This is a genomic window from Acinetobacter lwoffii, from assembly GCF_024129715.1.
Taxonomy (GTDB): domain Bacteria; phylum Pseudomonadota; class Gammaproteobacteria; order Pseudomonadales; family Moraxellaceae; genus Acinetobacter; species Acinetobacter lwoffii_U.
In genome coordinates, this window is the sequence record NZ_JAMXXM010000009.1 from 34861 (window position 1) to 49273 (window position 14413).

A 14413-nucleotide genomic window follows, 5' to 3' on the forward strand; every position below is an offset into this window, starting at 1 on the left:
GCTTTAATGCTTTGACTTGATATACCTTAAAAGAATAATGTTGATTGGTCTAAGATCGATTTAGCATTTTTTTATACTTTAAAGGTATTTAGAGCCATGGAACTCAGACATTTGCGTTACTTCGTTGCCGTCGTCGAAGAACAAAGTTTTACCAAGGCGGCAGAAAAACTGTTTATTGCTCAGCCACCTTTAAGCAGACAGATACAAAATCTGGAACAGGAACTGGATATTCAGCTCTTTGAAAGAGGGAGCAGACCGCTTAAGACCACAGAAGCAGGTCAATTCTTCTACCAGCATGCGGTTAAACTTTTGTCTAATGCGGAAGAAATCAAATCGATGACCAAGCGGATTGGTATCGCGGATCGCACCATTAGCATTGGTTTTGTCGGCTCTTTATTGTTCGGCTTGCTGTCGCGTATTGTGTTTCTATTTAAGCAGCAACATCCCCAGCTCAAAATTGAGATGGTTGAAATGAATACTTCAGAGCAGATTCAGGCACTTAAAGAAGGGCGGATTGATGTCGGTTTTGGACGCTTAAGGATTTCAGATCCGGCAGTGAAACGGGTGTTGCTGCGTGAAGAACGGCTGATGGTCGCGGCACATTCCAGCCATTTTCTTTCGCAACGAGATGGCGTGAACTTGGCTGAACTGGTGGATCAGCCACTCTTTTTATACCCGAATAATGGTAAGGCTAATTTTTCTACCCAGGTACGCGGTATATTTTCCGAGTATGGACTGGAACCGAAAAATATCCGTGCAGTCAGTGAATTGCAACTGGCACTTGGCTTTGTGGCTGCTGGAGAGGGTGTTTGTATCGTGCCGGAAAGTGCCCAGAATATTCGTCTAGCTCATTTAAACTTTATCCCTTTATTAGATGAATTTGCGGTCAGTCCGGTCTTTATGGCGATTCGTAATATGGATGAAAGTGAATATATTCGTTATCTGTTTGATGCGGTCTATCAGGTCTATGATCTTGAAGCGATTAAATATGATCGTGCGGTGTTTTAAACAAGATTAAAAACTTTTTAGATGCTATATAAAATAGGTGAAATTATTATTTAATGACTGAATTAAAGTCGTTTTATTTGGATGAATATCATTAAGGCATAGTAAATAAAGCCTTTTCTTGAAGGCAGACTTTATAGGTATAGAAGTATGCCTATTCAGTTTTGGACATTTATGGACATCTTCTGCATTGTGAATCTCATAAATTGAACTTCACAATTAGGAGGTGAAGATGTCTACAAATAAAGTGAATATAAATACGCTGATCGATGAAGCAAAGTTCACACCTTTTCATTGGGGTGTTTTGATCTGGTGTTTGCTGATCATTATTTTTGACGGTTATGACCTGGTCATCTATGGGGTGGCATTGCCGCTGCTGATGCAAGAATGGTCGTTAAGTGCAGTGCAAGCTGGAATGCTGGCCAGTACTGCCTTATTCGGAATGATGTTTGGTGCCATGAGTTTCGGTACATTGTCCGATAAACTCGGCCGTAAAAAAACCATCATGATCTGTGTGGCTATTTTTAGCGGCTTCACATTCATTGGTGCCTTTGCCACATCACCAATCGAATTTGGAATCTTGCGCTTCTTGGCCGGTTTGGGTATTGGCGGGGTCATGCCTAACGTGGTCGCTTTGATGACCGAGTATGCACCTAAACGTATCCGCAGTACATTGGTTGCCCTGATGTTTAGTGGTTATGCCATTGGCGGGATGACTTCTGCGCTACTCGGTGCATGGTTGGTGCCGCAATTTGGCTGGAAAATCATGTTCCTGCTTGCCGGCATTCCATTGCTCATCTTGCCGATTCTATGGAAATATCTGCCAGAATCCCTGATGTACCTGACGAACAAACAACAGACGGCCAAAGCACACACTATTATTCAAAAGATCTCTCCGACACAGGTCATCACCAGTGACACCCAGTTTGTACTGAATGAAGTACAAAAAGGGGATGAGGCACCATTAAAAGCACTCTTTCAACAAGGCCGTAGCTTCAGTACCTTTATGTTCTGGCTGGCATTCTTTATGTGCCTGTTGATGGTCTACGCCTTGGGTAGCTGGTTGCCAAAACTGATGATTCAGGCAGGTTACTCGCTGGGTGCAAGTATGATCTTCCTGTTCGCCCTGAATATTGGTGGAATGGTAGGTGCAATTGGTGGTGGATATCTCGCAGATAAATTCCATATCAAAAAAGTGCTGACTATCATGTTCTTATGTGGTGCCATTGCATTGATTCTGCTTGGTTTTAACAGTCCACAATTCGTGTTGTATACCTTGATTGCTGTAGCAGGCGCTGCAACGATTGGCTCACAAATTCTGCTCTATACTTTTGTGGCGCAGTATTATCCATCGACGGTACGTTCTACCGGTATGGGCTGGGCATCAGGTATTGGACGTATTGGTGCAATTGTTGGGCCGGTACTCACTGGTGCTTTATTAACCATGAATTTACCGCATCAAATGAACTTCTTTGCAATTGCGATTCCTGGTGTAATCGCTGCGCTGGCAATTTTCCTGGTGAACTTAAAAACTTCCGTAGATGGCCAAGCCCTTGCAACACCTGATGTGAAGCCGAATTCATTGGCAAAAGAAGCGACACATTAAGTTAGATTTCAATCAATAAAGATAATATTCCCAATGATATAGATCGCCATCGTAACGGGTGGTGATCTGTTGCTAGAATCGAAACGCATAATAAAAAGCGAGTTTAGGATGAACACGACACAATTATTTAATCAACCAACAATCACATTCAAACGCACAGTTCTGATGAGCATGATGGCAATGAGTTTAGGGGGCATCAGCTTATCGACTCAAGCACAAACTTCAGCTCAGTCGAATCAGCAGGAAATTGAACAACTGCGCCAGGAAGTTCAGGCCTTACGCGCACTGGTTGAGCAACAGCAAAGACAGACGGCCGTGGTCACTGCACATGTTGCAGCAACACCTGCTCCAGCAAGCAAACCAGTAATGAAAATTGCCAGTGGTGCCGAATTTAATCTTTATGGAAATATTCGTGCCGATGCCTCTTATCAGGCTGAAGGTGGTTCAGCAGCACGTATGTATAACCAGATTAATGCGGTACCTTTAGAAGGTGTCGGTGAGCGTAGTGATGAATTTAAATCTACTCTGGCTGCAACCCGTTTAGGCATGGATTTTAAAGCACCAGTCGGTGCTGGAGATAAAGCTTTAAGCGGTAAAGTTGAAGTAGATTTTCTGGGCGGCGCAAGCTTTGATAACTTGCGTATCCGTCATGCCTATATCAGCTATGCCAACTGGTTGATCGGTCAAACCTGGTCGAACTTTGCAGTGCCAGATTATATTCCGGAAACTGTAGATGCATTGGTTTACGCTGGCGGTTCAATTAAACGGACGCCACAAGTTCGTTATACCAGCACAATCAGTCCTGAAACCAATCTGGTATTTGCAGTAGAAGATCCAAAAGATGCAACCATTACTGGTATTAAACAGCGCCTACCTGCTTTAACAGCACGTTTAAATCATAAATTTGCTGATAATCTTACAGTCAGTGCCCGTGCGATGGGGAATGAAAAGCGTGTCAATGAAGATGAAAAAATGGCATGGGGTGTAGGTTTAGGTGCCAAATACGAGTTTGTTCCAGGCACCAGCTTTAAGGCAGATTATTATCATGTCAAAGGTGATAGCAGTTTTGTCTCTTACGCCAATCCAGGTGTCGTTACAGCTGCTAATGGAGATCTTCTACAGAGTGAATTCGACTCGATTACAGTCGGTCTAACGCAGCAGTTTAATGATAAATTGCGTGGTACTATAGGCTATGGTTATATGAATTTCGACCAAGATAATGGATATCTTGCTGCTCCTGGTCTGAATCTAACAGCAGTGAACAAAGACCTTTGGCAGGCTTGGGCCAATGTGTTCTATAACCCTACAAAACCGCTGAGTTTCGGCCTGGAATATGTCTATGGCGAACGTGAAGCATTGGGTGCTGCTACACCAAATGGCAGCACTACAGGTGAAGACAACCGAATTAATGCGGTTGCTATTTACAACTTCTAAGACTTCTTTCAATGAGAGAGTCTGATCTGTAACAGAAGCGTGGATGAATTAATCCGCGCTTTTGCTATTTTGAAGAATGGTTTCTGCCAGCAGATTGACTGCATTTTCAATATTGGCTGTCCATTCAAACGAACAATTCAGCCGAATATAATGTTGGCTGGTAGGCTCAGGCTTAAATAGCAGTGCAGGGGCAACTGAAATATGTTGTTGAAGCAATTGTTCATAGAGCTGCTGGGCATCAACTTCTTTAGGTAATTCAATCCAGAGAAAATAACCACTGGAATAATAATAAATTTCACAGATGCTTCCCAAACGTGCTTTGAGTTCCTGATAAAATTTCTTTTTATATTTTTCCAGATGCTGCCTTAAATGCCGCAAATGTTTTTCATAATGATGATGTGAAATAAACTCGACCAGTGCATTTTGCAGTAAGGGGCTGACCGTTAAAGTGCTCATGAGCTGTAAGTGCTGAATGGCATCGGAAAATGGGCCGGCATACACCCAACCGACGCGTGCACCCATCCCCAGCGTTTTCGAAAATGAGGCGCAGTGCAAAACCATCTGATGTTGATCAAAATATTTAACGGGTAACGGCTTGGCTGCACCATAATTTAATTCCTGATAAACATCATCTTCGATTAAATACACCTGATATTCATACAAGAGTTCCGCAATTCTTTGTTTGATTTCAGAACTGACGGTAAAGCCAATCGGATTATGGGCATTCAGCATCAGCCAGCACACCTTGATCGGATACTGTTTTAAAGCCTGTTCAAATGATTCCAGATCAAAGCCAAACTGTGGATGTTCCTGAATCGTAATCACCTGTAATCCCAGACGCTCGGCTGCCTGCCAGGCACCATAAAATATGGTTTGCTGTAGCAGAATAAAATCACCGGGTTGGGTTAAGGCCTGTAAAGACAGATTCAGTGCTTCTAGTGCGCCGGATGTAATGACAATGTCATCTGGATTGCAGGTAATCCCTTGCAATTGATAACGGTTGGCAATCAGTTGCCGCAAGTCCTGATTACCAGGCGGCATATGGTTCTGATTGTTATAACTGCTTTTTCTTTTGGCCTGCTGCGCCAGAATCTGCATAAATTTAGCGTTATATAACAGCTCTGCATTGGGAAAGGCAGAACCAAAAGGCACAATCTCGGCTGACTGAGTCGATTTTAAATAATTAAATACCACCGAATTGATTTGAATTTTAGGATTTAAACCAATCTGGACGGACTGTTTGTTATTGAGCAGCGCTTGAGTGTGTTCTGCAACGTAATAGCCTGATTTGTCTTTGGCATAGACCAGCCCTTGTGCTTCAAGTTCCTGATAAGCATTGAGTACCGTCATCAGGCTATAACCAGATAATTGGGTCTGTTCGCGAAGTGAAGGTAATTTTTCATGTGCCTTCCATACACCGTTTTCAATCATCTGACGGATATTCTGTGCCAGTTTTTCAGACTTATACATACACTTTCTTGAACTAAAACTGTTCTAATTATTTTGATTTATAGCATATTTTAGGATGCTTAATATAACAAAAGGGAGGAATAGGATTATTGACATTCTATTTTTAAGCTTGAGTCTTGATGCAAGACAATTAAAGTGAAAATCAGGTCTCAAATTTTCTGTGGAAATTTTATCTCTACATAAATCATATTCCCATTTTTATACGCCTCAGTCACTTGGCTTAATTTGTCACAATTCGATACTTACAAAGTTAGATTTCCTTGCTAAATTCAATCCACATGATGATAAAAAGTAAGTTACGGTTTCAGACCGAGCCATCATGCAACTATAACAACGATACGCAAATACGGACCAATAACAAGCACAAAGGAGTGGAGAATGCTCGGAAATATGATGTTTCAGCCTTTACTGATCAGCAGCATGATTGAACATGCAGGACGCTATCATGCCGATACCGAGGTAATTTCCAAAAATACCGATACCAGTATTACAGTGACCAATTGGGGAGAAATTCACCAAAACTCGAAACGTTTTGCCAATGCATTACAACAACTCGGCTTAGCGCAGGGAGATCGGGTCGCGACTATTGCCTGGAATAATCATCGCCATTTAGAGTCCTGGTATGCCATTTCTGGGAGTGGCCTGGTCTGTCATACCATTAACCCGCGCTTATTTCCGGAACAGCTGATTTTTATTATGAATGATGCTGCGGATCGCGTGGTGCTGTTCGATAAAACATTTGTCCCTTTAATTAAAGCCGTGAAAGCGCTGTTGAGCTCAGTCGAGCATTTTATCTGTCTGGATGCAGCTGATCCGGCAGTTACAGAAGCGATACCAGAAGTACAATTTTATGATGATCTGATTGCCGGCCAAAATGCAGATTTTGAGTGGCCAACACTTGATGAAAACTCGGCAAGCTCTCTGTGTTATACATCAGGAACCACGGGCAATCCCAAAGGTGTGCTGTTTAGCCATCGCTCTACGGTATTACATAGCTATGCCATCATTTTACCTGATTCCTTAAATGTCTCGGCTGCCGACATTATGTTGCCTGTGGTGCCGATGTTCCATGTGAATGCGTGGGGCACACCGTATGCCGCTGCGATGGTGGGATGCACTTTGGTTCTTCCTGGACCGGGTCTGGATGGCACCAGTCTGGTTAACCTGATTGATACTTATCAGGTTTCGGTAGCACTTGGCGTACCGACCATCTGGCAAGGTTTGATTGCAGCCGCAAATCAGTTAGGTTCCAAACTGGAAAGCCTAAAACGGAATGTAGTGGGTGGATCTGCATGTCCACCGGCCATGCTAAGAGCGTTCAAAGAACAGTTTAATTGTGAAACGATCCATGCTTGGGGCATGACGGAAATTAGTCCATTGGGTACAGCGAATCAGCTCAAGACCAAACATTTGCATCTCTCTGATGAAGAAAAATTACAGATTCGGCTGTCCCAAGGCCGTCCGCCATTCGGGGTTGACCTACGTTTGACTGATGCAGAAAAAGGGACGCATGAAATTGAACGTGATGGACAGACCACAGGAAATTTACAGGTCAAAGGGCATTGGGTCATCAGCCATTATTTCGGCAAGGAAGAGTCTGCACTGACTGATGATGGCTGGTTTGATACCGGCGATATTGCTACGCTGGATCAGGATGGCTTTATGAAACTCAGTGATCGTTCTAAAGATCTAATCAAGTCTGGCGGAGAATGGATTTCATCGGTGGAGCTGGAAAATATTGCCATGGGACATCCGGAAATTGCGATGGCTGCCGTGATTGCCGCCCAGCATCCTAAATGGGATGAGCGCCCGGTATTGATTGCCATTAAAAAGCCGGACAGCCAGCTGAGTGAAACTGATCTGCTGGAATATTATGCGGACAAGGTAGCCAAATGGCAGATTCCAGACCGAGTCGTATTTGTTGATGCGATTCCACTCAGTGGTACTGGTAAAATGCTGAAAAAGGATCTGCGTGAATTATATGGGGCAATACTTTTGGAGCAGGCAGTAGGTTAACGCGCCATTTAATCTGAAAATCCCAATATGAAGTCAAAAAACTGATCTCGAATAGAGGTCAGTTTTTTTATGTACAGGCTAAGCAGCGTTGTCTGTTTAAAAATGCTTTTTCTCAATCCATATCGCCTTGATCGCTACTTTTAGACGATATTGTCCGACAAAAAGTCATATTATATGGCTTAGGCACATAATTTGACCTGTATTGACATGGTCTGAATGTGAGAATTCTTTATCCTGAGCAATATAATAATTAGACAGTTGTACATTAATGAAACTGTCTGCGGATAAGGGGATAAAAATGACAAGCATGCCAACCTATCAGCCGCATTGGATCCGGGAAGATTTCATTGATTTTATTGGTGAAAAAATCCATCCAACCTGGGCAATCAAAAAAGTTAAGGCTGCCGTTATGGGCATTCAAGCCATCAGCCCTGACTTTTTCAAGATTCACTTACGTCCAAATCATAATTTTAAAGCCAAGTCATTTCAGGCCGGCCAGAATATTGCAGTGACTGTCAGACTTGATGGCGTACGTCATCAGCGACATTATTCTGTGGTCACTGTATTGAAAAATGGCGATCTGATCATTGCGGTTAAACAGCAGGGCAAAGTGTCACGTGCCCTAAGCCTGATGCAAATTGGTGCGGTGGTCGAAATATCTCAGCCGCAAGGCGAGTTCACATTGCAAAAATCCACGCAGCCGATTTTATTCCTGGCTTCAGGCAGTGGGATTACGGCCATTTACTCCTTGCTGCAAAAAGCAGTCATTCAATCTCTGGAACAGATCGACCTGATTTATTTCACTCGAGATGATGCCTTTCATGCTGAACTGAAAACATTGGCTCTTATGCATCCAAACTTGAAATATCACCATTTCAATACTGTGGAACACCAGCAGCATCTGACCCAGAGCTTATTGCAAAAGCTGGTGCCAGACTTTGCAGAACGAAAAATTTATGCTTGTGGCTCCGCCGGGATGATGAAGGCCTCACTTCGCATCGTTGATAAACTGGAATTGAAATCCAATTTTCATTCGGAATATTTCCAGGTTGTGGTCGATGAAAAAATTAAAGCACAGCCGGTACAGTTTTTAAGATCGCAGCAAGAGTTTCAGGCGCAGTCCAATTTACTGGAAAGTGCCGAAAAGTCGGGCTTGCGACCAGCGCATGGCTGCCGGATGGGCATCTGCAACACCTGTTCCTGTACCAAGGTCAGTGGTTCGGTACGAAATGTCCTGACCGGTGAAATTGATCATGGTAATAATACCCAGATCAAACTGTGCATTTCTCAGGCAGTGAGTCCTGTGGTGATTAATTTATAAACTATTGATAAGCCATTAATTAAACTATAAGAAGGTGCTCCCATGAATATGCAAATTGATTTTAAACGACATAGCAAAAGCCAATTTCTTAGTCCTGAACAGATTGAGGAATTCGGTGCCAAAGTCGATGCGATCCGCCGCGAGGTCATGGATGATCTGGGGGAAAAAGACGCCGAATATATTTATAAAATCCGCAACTTTGTCCGCTATAGCGAAATTGCCTCACGTGGCATGCTGATGTTTGCCGGTTGGTTGCCACCGGTATGGCTGGCGGGGACAGGTCTGCTCGGTCTTTCCAAAATCGTGGAAAATATGGAACTCGGTCACAATGTCATGCATGGCCAGTTCGACTGGATGAACGATCCGAGTCTGAACGGTGCGACCTATGATTGGGATACGATTTCAACCGGCGATGACTGGAAATATACGCACAACTATATTCATCATACCTATACCAATATCGTCGGAATGGATCATGATGTCGGTTATGGTCTGATTCGGGTCAGTGAATCGCAAAAGTGGGAACCACGCTTTCTGTTTAATATTCCACTGGGCATTCAGTTAATGGTATTTTTCGAATGGTATGTTGGCTTGCAACGCCTGCATCTGGAAGATGTGATTGCTTATAAAACAAAGACCTGGAAAGAAGTCTGGGAAGAAGCAGCACCTTTGCGCCAAAAAATGCGCCGTCAGGTGTTAAAAGATTATGTATTTTTCCCGATCATTGCCGGGCCAAATGCCATTCCGGTATTTACCGGAAATGCGGTGGCCAATGTGATTCGCAGTCTATGGGCTTCTGCCGTCATTTTTAACGGTCATTTCACTGAAGATGCTGAAACCTTTGAAATGGACAATACCGACAATGAAACCCGTGCCGAGTGGTATTTACGCCAGATTCGCGGTTCGAGCAATTTTAGTGGAACAACTTGGCTACATATCTTGAGTGGTAATTTGAGTCATCAGATTGAGCATCATCTATTCCCGGACATGCCCGCCAATCGCTATGCGCAGGTTGCGCCAAAAATCAAAGCGCTCTGTGCAGAATATGGTATTCACTATAACGAAGCCAGCTTCATGAAACAGTTTTCTACAGTGTGGGTAGGTCTGGCTAAATGTTCTCTACCGAATCACTGGACTGAGCAGGTGGTTGAAAAAACCCATGCTGCCAAATCTGTATTCAACTACTTTAAAGCGAAACTATTGTCATAATTTTTAAGCTTTACTTATTCACCATTTTGGTACTCCTCAATAGATTTGGATGGTCTATTGAGGAATTTTTTTTTGACCTTTATCAGATTCAATATCATTAAAATCCTCCTGTTTATGAATAAAATATGGATACAGATTTCAAAAAATGACGAAAGCAAAACAGATCCAGTACTGCTGAAACGCTTTGCCTACAACAACCTGCTTCAGCCCTAAGGGCTTCTCTCTATAATGGCCGCGTCGTTACACTTAAGGTCTCAGTTTTGAAACATCTTAAATATTTTTCAGCAATTCCATTATTAGTACTTTTAACTGCTTGTAACACCACTGAAGCACCCGCACCAGATTATCAGGGCAACTGGAAAAACACCGTGGAAAATCCAAAACTTGAAAATATTCTGGTTATTTCAAAAAATGGTGAAAATTATCTGATTACCAATACGATCAAAGATAAGGAAACCGGTAAAACCGAGAAAAAGAATCCAATGCCCGCTGCAGTGAACGAAAATGGCATGCTTCAGTTGAACGCAGGTGCAGGTATGGTCGATTTTGCAATCGATGAGAAAACCGGAAATCTGGTTGGTTCAGGCTCAATCTATAAAAAAGCCAAATAGTCAGCAAGATTTTTAAGCCACAAATAGTATTCAAGATGTCATGAACAAGGATGCTTCATGGCATCTTTTTTTAGTGGATGTTGTTATTGAATGAACTTAATAATTCAGCAAAATTTTCGACATAATAATTTGCTTTGGCTTTGATCAAATCTATTTCATGAGCGGAGTGCTGGTCATAAATTCCCACTACCTCGATGCCCGCATGATTTGCTGCTTCTACACCGACTAGAGAGTCTTCAATAATTAGACATTCCTCAGGTCGAAGGTTAAAGGCTTGCAAAACATTCAGATAAACTTCGGGATGAGGTTTAATGTTCTGGACATTTTCACGGGTGAGAATCAAGGAAAAGTCCTCATCAAAGCTGATTTTAGAGTTAATATTTCGATTGTTATCCTGATAGCGCTGTACATTGAATAAACTGGTGGTGGTGGTCAAAGCCAGTGATATCTGTTGCTGTTTTAAAGCCTGAATCAGGAGGTCTGCCTGAGGTTTTAACTCGACGATATCATCCAGAAAATGTCGGGAAATTTTATAACGACGATTTTTTACTTCTTCTTTAGTTGGTTCAAAACCGTATTGTTCTTTTAAAAATCCACAATATTCCAGATAAGGATCTGGTCTATGTCTCAAGGCGGTAAGTTGAAGATCGCGCTGTTGCTGAATCTCATGTAAATCGACTTTTCTGTTGGAGAGCTCATCAATCAGGGCTGCATCGACCTGATTCCAGATGCCTACAGAATCAATCAACGTACCATCCAGATCAAAACAGACCAGCTTTTTATCCTGAAACATATAAGATTTCTCTGTATTTTTACCATTTATTGGGTGTGGCTGAGTATATCGCATACGATTTAAATGTTTAACTGACCTGAGCAAACCGGGCTGGAAATTTTGCGTTGAGGTACTTGTTGAGGTACTTTTTAATGGATTTATTCATCTGGCAAAAGTATTTTTTTCGGAAAATTACAGCGAGTTTAATCCTGAAAATAGTGGCGAAGTGTTATATTTTAATCTGACCCTCAATAGACTTATGCGGATGAAAGACCTGTCCGAATGATGAGAAAGTTAAAGGAAATGTATTTCTGTGTTTGAACTTGACTGTAAATTGCTCAGTATTTTTTATTATGTCTATAAATTTAAAAACGTATCTCAGGCAGCCGATCATTTAGATATGAGCCAGCCAGCGGTGAGCAATCTGCTGAATAAAATTCGCCAGCATTATGGTGATCCTTTATTTTTACGTATTGGTAATGAAATGCTGCCGACAGACCTGTCCAAACAGCTCTTTCCCTTGGTCAGTGAAGCACTGAGCAAAGTTGAAGCCATTAATAACTTTACTATCAATTTTGATCAGGTCACTTCACAGCAGCGCTTTACACTGGCAATGACTGATGTATCGCATCTGGTACTGTTGCCAAAAATTTCACAGTATCTGAAGCAGCATGCGTCCCATATCCGTCTGAATGTGCGTCCGATTACCTCGGAAACCAGTTATCAGATGGCCAATGGTGAGATTGATCTGGCTTTGGGCTTCTTGCCCAATCTGGAGAATGGCTTTTATCAGCAGAAACTGTTTGAACAGTATTATGTGGTGATCGCGGCGAAAGACCATCCGCGACTAACGGGTGACAGCATCACGACCGAAGAGTATCTGCGTGAAACCCATATCGATATTGATGCCGGGATGGGGCATTACCATATTGAAAATGAATTGCTGAACCTGGAACTTAAGCGTGACATTCTCATGCGTTTGCCAAGTTATCTGGGGGTAGGACTGGTGGTACAGGAAACCGATGCGATTGCGACCGTGCCTTATTATTTGAGTGAAGTTTTATTATCACGTGGCAATCTCAAGATTTTTGAGGCACCGATTGCGTTCCCGACCTATTCTGTAAAGCAGTATTGGCATATGTCCTGTCATCATAAAACCAGCCATCAATGGCTACGTAATATGCTGCATGAGATTTTAAGTAAATAAGCTTGCAGCATGGAAGGCTTGATTCAATCTTCATCTCTAGATTTTAAAACTCCCGGTTCAAGCCGGGATTTTTTATTTTGATACATCTTGATGCCTTTTTCAGAGCCTTGCACCTGAAATGATCAACCTCAGCTCAAAAAAGTATTACCAAACCAAAAAATAGTATTACCAATTTGGCACAGCCTTTGCATTAACTCTGTCATAGACAAAGTGATCTAGGGTTCCGGCAGTTATTTTTTAAACGACTGCGTCTGAGACCGAGAGTTCACGGCTTAAGTGTCACACTCAAGCTACACGGAGGGATAAAAGCCCGGGAGGTAAACCGTACAAGTTAGATGCAGAGGCTGTTATGAGCACAACTACTTATCACGAAGATTCCGCACTGTGGACTGAACTTTTACCGGGTGGCCATCACTGGTCTGCGCGCATTCAACGTGGCGCAGTATTACAACTTAAATCCTTGGGCACAAATGCCAATGTTTCACTGTTTTGTGTGAATAGCGAAGACAAGCTTGAAGCCTATAACATGCCTGATAGCCTCAAAGGTCAACACACAGCATTTTTAAGCACAGGGCATATTTTAGCGTCTGATCTTGGACGCGCGATGGTTTCAATTGTGAAAGATGATCACGGTTGGAACGATGCTTTTTGTGCACCAAGTACCGCACCGCAAATTGAAGCACAGTTTGGCATGAAAACCTTCCAAGATGCCCGTAATGACATGTACCGCAATGCTAAAGACAGCTTATTACTTGAGATGACTAAATTTGGTTTATCCGCGACTGATCTTAGCAATACGCTCAATTTATTCTCAAAAGTTCAACCAGATGACAATGGCAATCTAGCTTATGTCGCATCTGACAATACTGATCAGGTAATTGAACTGCGCTTTGAAATGGGTTGTTTGGTGTTTTTATCCAGCGCACCACATGCTTTAGACAATTCGACTGAATATGCACCAGCCGATATTCAACTATCACTGTTTAAAGCTCTTCCGCTACAACAGACCGATGTCTGCCGTGACTCATGCCCGCAAAATCAGCGCGCGTTCCAAAATAATAATCGCTACTACGCTTTAACTGCTTAAGGGGAATGATCATGACTGCACTCGTAAACCCAACACAAAATCATGAAAAATCAGTACTGAGCGAAGTATGTCCTGCCGGCGAAGCGTGGATGTGCGAAGTCAAAAAAGGCCAGTACTTCCGTATCGTTGACCTTGAAGGCAACCAGGCGGTGGATACTTTGTTTATTTCCGCACATAACCCTGAAGAGCGTTATAGCGCAACCGATACTTTGGCGATGAACCGTCAAATTTATCTAGAAAAAGGTACGACTTTATATACCAACTTTGGCAATAAAATCGCCACTATAAACGATGACAATTGCGGTCGCCACGATACTTTAGGCGGTGCATGTTCATGTGAAAGTAACACGGTTCGTTATGCGCATGATAAATATCCAATGCACAGTTGCCGTAACAATTTCATGATTGCATTGTCACAACATCCGATTGCGAAAAAGCATGGTCTGAATGTGCGCCATATCGGTCCAAATATTAATTTTTTTATGAATGTACCTGTAACTTCAGATGGTCACCTGAAATTTGATGATGGGATTTCTGCACCGGGCAAATATGTGGAAATTAAAGCTGAGATGGATTTGATTGTGTTGATCTCAAACTGCCCACAACTGAATAACCCATGTAATGCCTATAACCCAACAAAAATTCAACTGATTGTCCGTGAAGGCGAGGTATAAG

12 protein-coding genes and 1 riboswitch are annotated in these 14413 nt (G+C 42.5%); of the genes, 10 read left to right on the forward strand and 2 right to left on the reverse strand.

Annotation, left to right across the window (positions count from 1 at the left end):
* Positions 1–96 precede the first annotated feature (96 nt).
* From NI462_RS08010 to NI462_RS08020, 3 genes are all read left to right on the forward strand, one after another.
* Positions 97–1008: a LysR family transcriptional regulator gene (locus NI462_RS08010; protein ID WP_005100217.1), complete on the forward strand. Its 912-nt coding sequence runs from the start codon at positions 97–99 to the stop codon at positions 1006–1008.
* 229 nt (positions 1009–1237) lie between these two features.
* On the forward strand, positions 1238–2611 hold the full coding sequence (locus NI462_RS08015) for an MFS transporter (RefSeq protein WP_253146501.1): 1374 nt from the start codon (positions 1238–1240) through the stop codon (positions 2609–2611).
* A gap of 108 nt (positions 2612–2719) precedes the next feature.
* Positions 2720–4045: a DcaP family trimeric outer membrane transporter gene (locus tag NI462_RS08020; RefSeq protein ID WP_253146500.1), complete on the forward strand. Its 1326-nt coding sequence runs from the start codon at positions 2720–2722 to the stop codon at positions 4043–4045.
* A 48-nt stretch (positions 4046–4093) separates the two neighbouring features.
* Here NI462_RS08020 and NI462_RS08025 read toward each other — a convergent pair whose 3' ends face one another.
* Positions 4094–5515 (reverse strand): aminotransferase-like domain-containing protein, encoded by a 1422-nt coding sequence (locus tag NI462_RS08025; protein ID WP_253159957.1) that lies wholly within the window; start codon positions 5513–5515, stop codon positions 4094–4096.
* Between the two features lie 378 nt (positions 5516–5893).
* Between NI462_RS08025 and NI462_RS08030 the strand changes: the two genes are divergently transcribed.
* From NI462_RS08030 to NI462_RS08045, 4 genes are all read left to right on the forward strand, one after another.
* Entirely contained in the window at positions 5894–7531 is a 1638-nt protein-coding gene (locus NI462_RS08030) for a long-chain-fatty-acid--CoA ligase (RefSeq protein ID WP_253159959.1), read from the forward strand.
* Between the two features lie 298 nt (positions 7532–7829).
* Positions 7830–8852: a flavin reductase family protein gene (locus tag NI462_RS08035; protein WP_253159961.1), complete on the forward strand. Its 1023-nt coding sequence runs from the start codon at positions 7830–7832 to the stop codon at positions 8850–8852.
* Between the two features lie 42 nt (positions 8853–8894).
* Positions 8895–10061 (forward strand): fatty acid desaturase family protein, encoded by a 1167-nt coding sequence (locus NI462_RS08040; RefSeq protein WP_004647028.1) that lies wholly within the window; start codon positions 8895–8897, stop codon positions 10059–10061.
* 260 nt (positions 10062–10321) lie between these two features.
* Complete coding sequence (locus tag NI462_RS08045) at positions 10322–10672, forward strand: hypothetical protein (RefSeq protein ID WP_004280391.1); 351 nt, start codon at positions 10322–10324, stop codon at positions 10670–10672.
* A gap of 70 nt (positions 10673–10742) precedes the next feature.
* Here the strand turns inward: NI462_RS08045 and NI462_RS08050 are convergent, their stop codons facing one another.
* Positions 10743–11465, reverse strand: a complete 723-nt coding sequence (locus tag NI462_RS08050; protein WP_253159963.1) for an HAD family hydrolase — start codon at positions 11463–11465, stop codon at positions 10743–10745.
* 292 nt (positions 11466–11757) lie between these two features.
* Between NI462_RS08050 and NI462_RS08055 the strand changes: the two genes are divergently transcribed.
* The 3 genes from NI462_RS08055 to NI462_RS08065 all read left to right on the forward strand — a co-directional run bounded on the left by NI462_RS08055 (position 11758) and on the right by NI462_RS08065 (position 14412).
* The gene (locus tag NI462_RS08055; RefSeq protein WP_004647024.1) at positions 11758–12651 is read left to right on the forward strand and encodes a LysR family transcriptional regulator; all 894 of its coding nucleotides are present in this window, start codon (positions 11758–11760) and stop codon (positions 12649–12651) included.
* A 204-nt stretch (positions 12652–12855) separates the two neighbouring features.
* Positions 12856–12970: riboswitch (guanidine-I (ykkC/yxkD leader) on the forward strand.
* Positions 12971–13000: 30 nt separating this feature from the next.
* Positions 13001–13738, forward strand: coding sequence for an urea amidolyase associated protein UAAP1 (locus NI462_RS08060; protein WP_253159965.1), 738 nt, complete (start codon positions 13001–13003; stop codon positions 13736–13738).
* A gap of 11 nt (positions 13739–13749) precedes the next feature.
* Positions 13750–14412 carry an urea amidolyase associated protein UAAP2 gene (locus NI462_RS08065; protein WP_253159967.1) on the forward strand — a complete coding sequence of 221 codons (663 nt, stop codon included), beginning with the start codon at positions 13750–13752 and terminating at the stop codon, positions 14410–14412.
* Position 14413: the final 1 nt, after the last annotated feature.

Excerpts from the sequence above, each read along its gene's own strand:
- NI462_RS08030 (WP_253159959.1), top strand. The coding sequence starts at position 5,894 with ATGCTCGGAAATATGATGTTTCAGCCTTTACTGATCAGCAGCATGATT.
- NI462_RS08010 (WP_005100217.1), top strand. The coding sequence starts at position 97 with ATGGAACTCAGACATTTGCGTTACTTCGTTGCCGTCGTCGAAGAACAA.
- NI462_RS08065 (WP_253159967.1), top strand. The coding sequence starts at position 13,750 with ATGACTGCACTCGTAAACCCAACACAAAATCATGAAAAATCAGTACTG.
- NI462_RS08015 (WP_253146501.1), top strand. The coding sequence starts at position 1,238 with ATGTCTACAAATAAAGTGAATATAAATACGCTGATCGATGAAGCAAAG.
- NI462_RS08020 (WP_253146500.1), top strand. The coding sequence starts at position 2,720 with ATGAACACGACACAATTATTTAATCAACCAACAATCACATTCAAACGC.
- NI462_RS08060 (WP_253159965.1), top strand. The coding sequence starts at position 13,001 with ATGAGCACAACTACTTATCACGAAGATTCCGCACTGTGGACTGAACTT.
- NI462_RS08025 (WP_253159957.1), bottom strand. The coding sequence starts at position 5,515 with ATGTATAAGTCTGAAAAACTGGCACAGAATATCCGTCAGATGATTGAA.
- NI462_RS08040 (WP_004647028.1), top strand. The coding sequence starts at position 8,895 with ATGAATATGCAAATTGATTTTAAACGACATAGCAAAAGCCAATTTCTT.
- NI462_RS08035 (WP_253159961.1), top strand. The coding sequence starts at position 7,830 with ATGACAAGCATGCCAACCTATCAGCCGCATTGGATCCGGGAAGATTTC.
- NI462_RS08050 (WP_253159963.1), bottom strand. The coding sequence starts at position 11,465 with ATGTTTCAGGATAAAAAGCTGGTCTGTTTTGATCTGGATGGTACGTTG.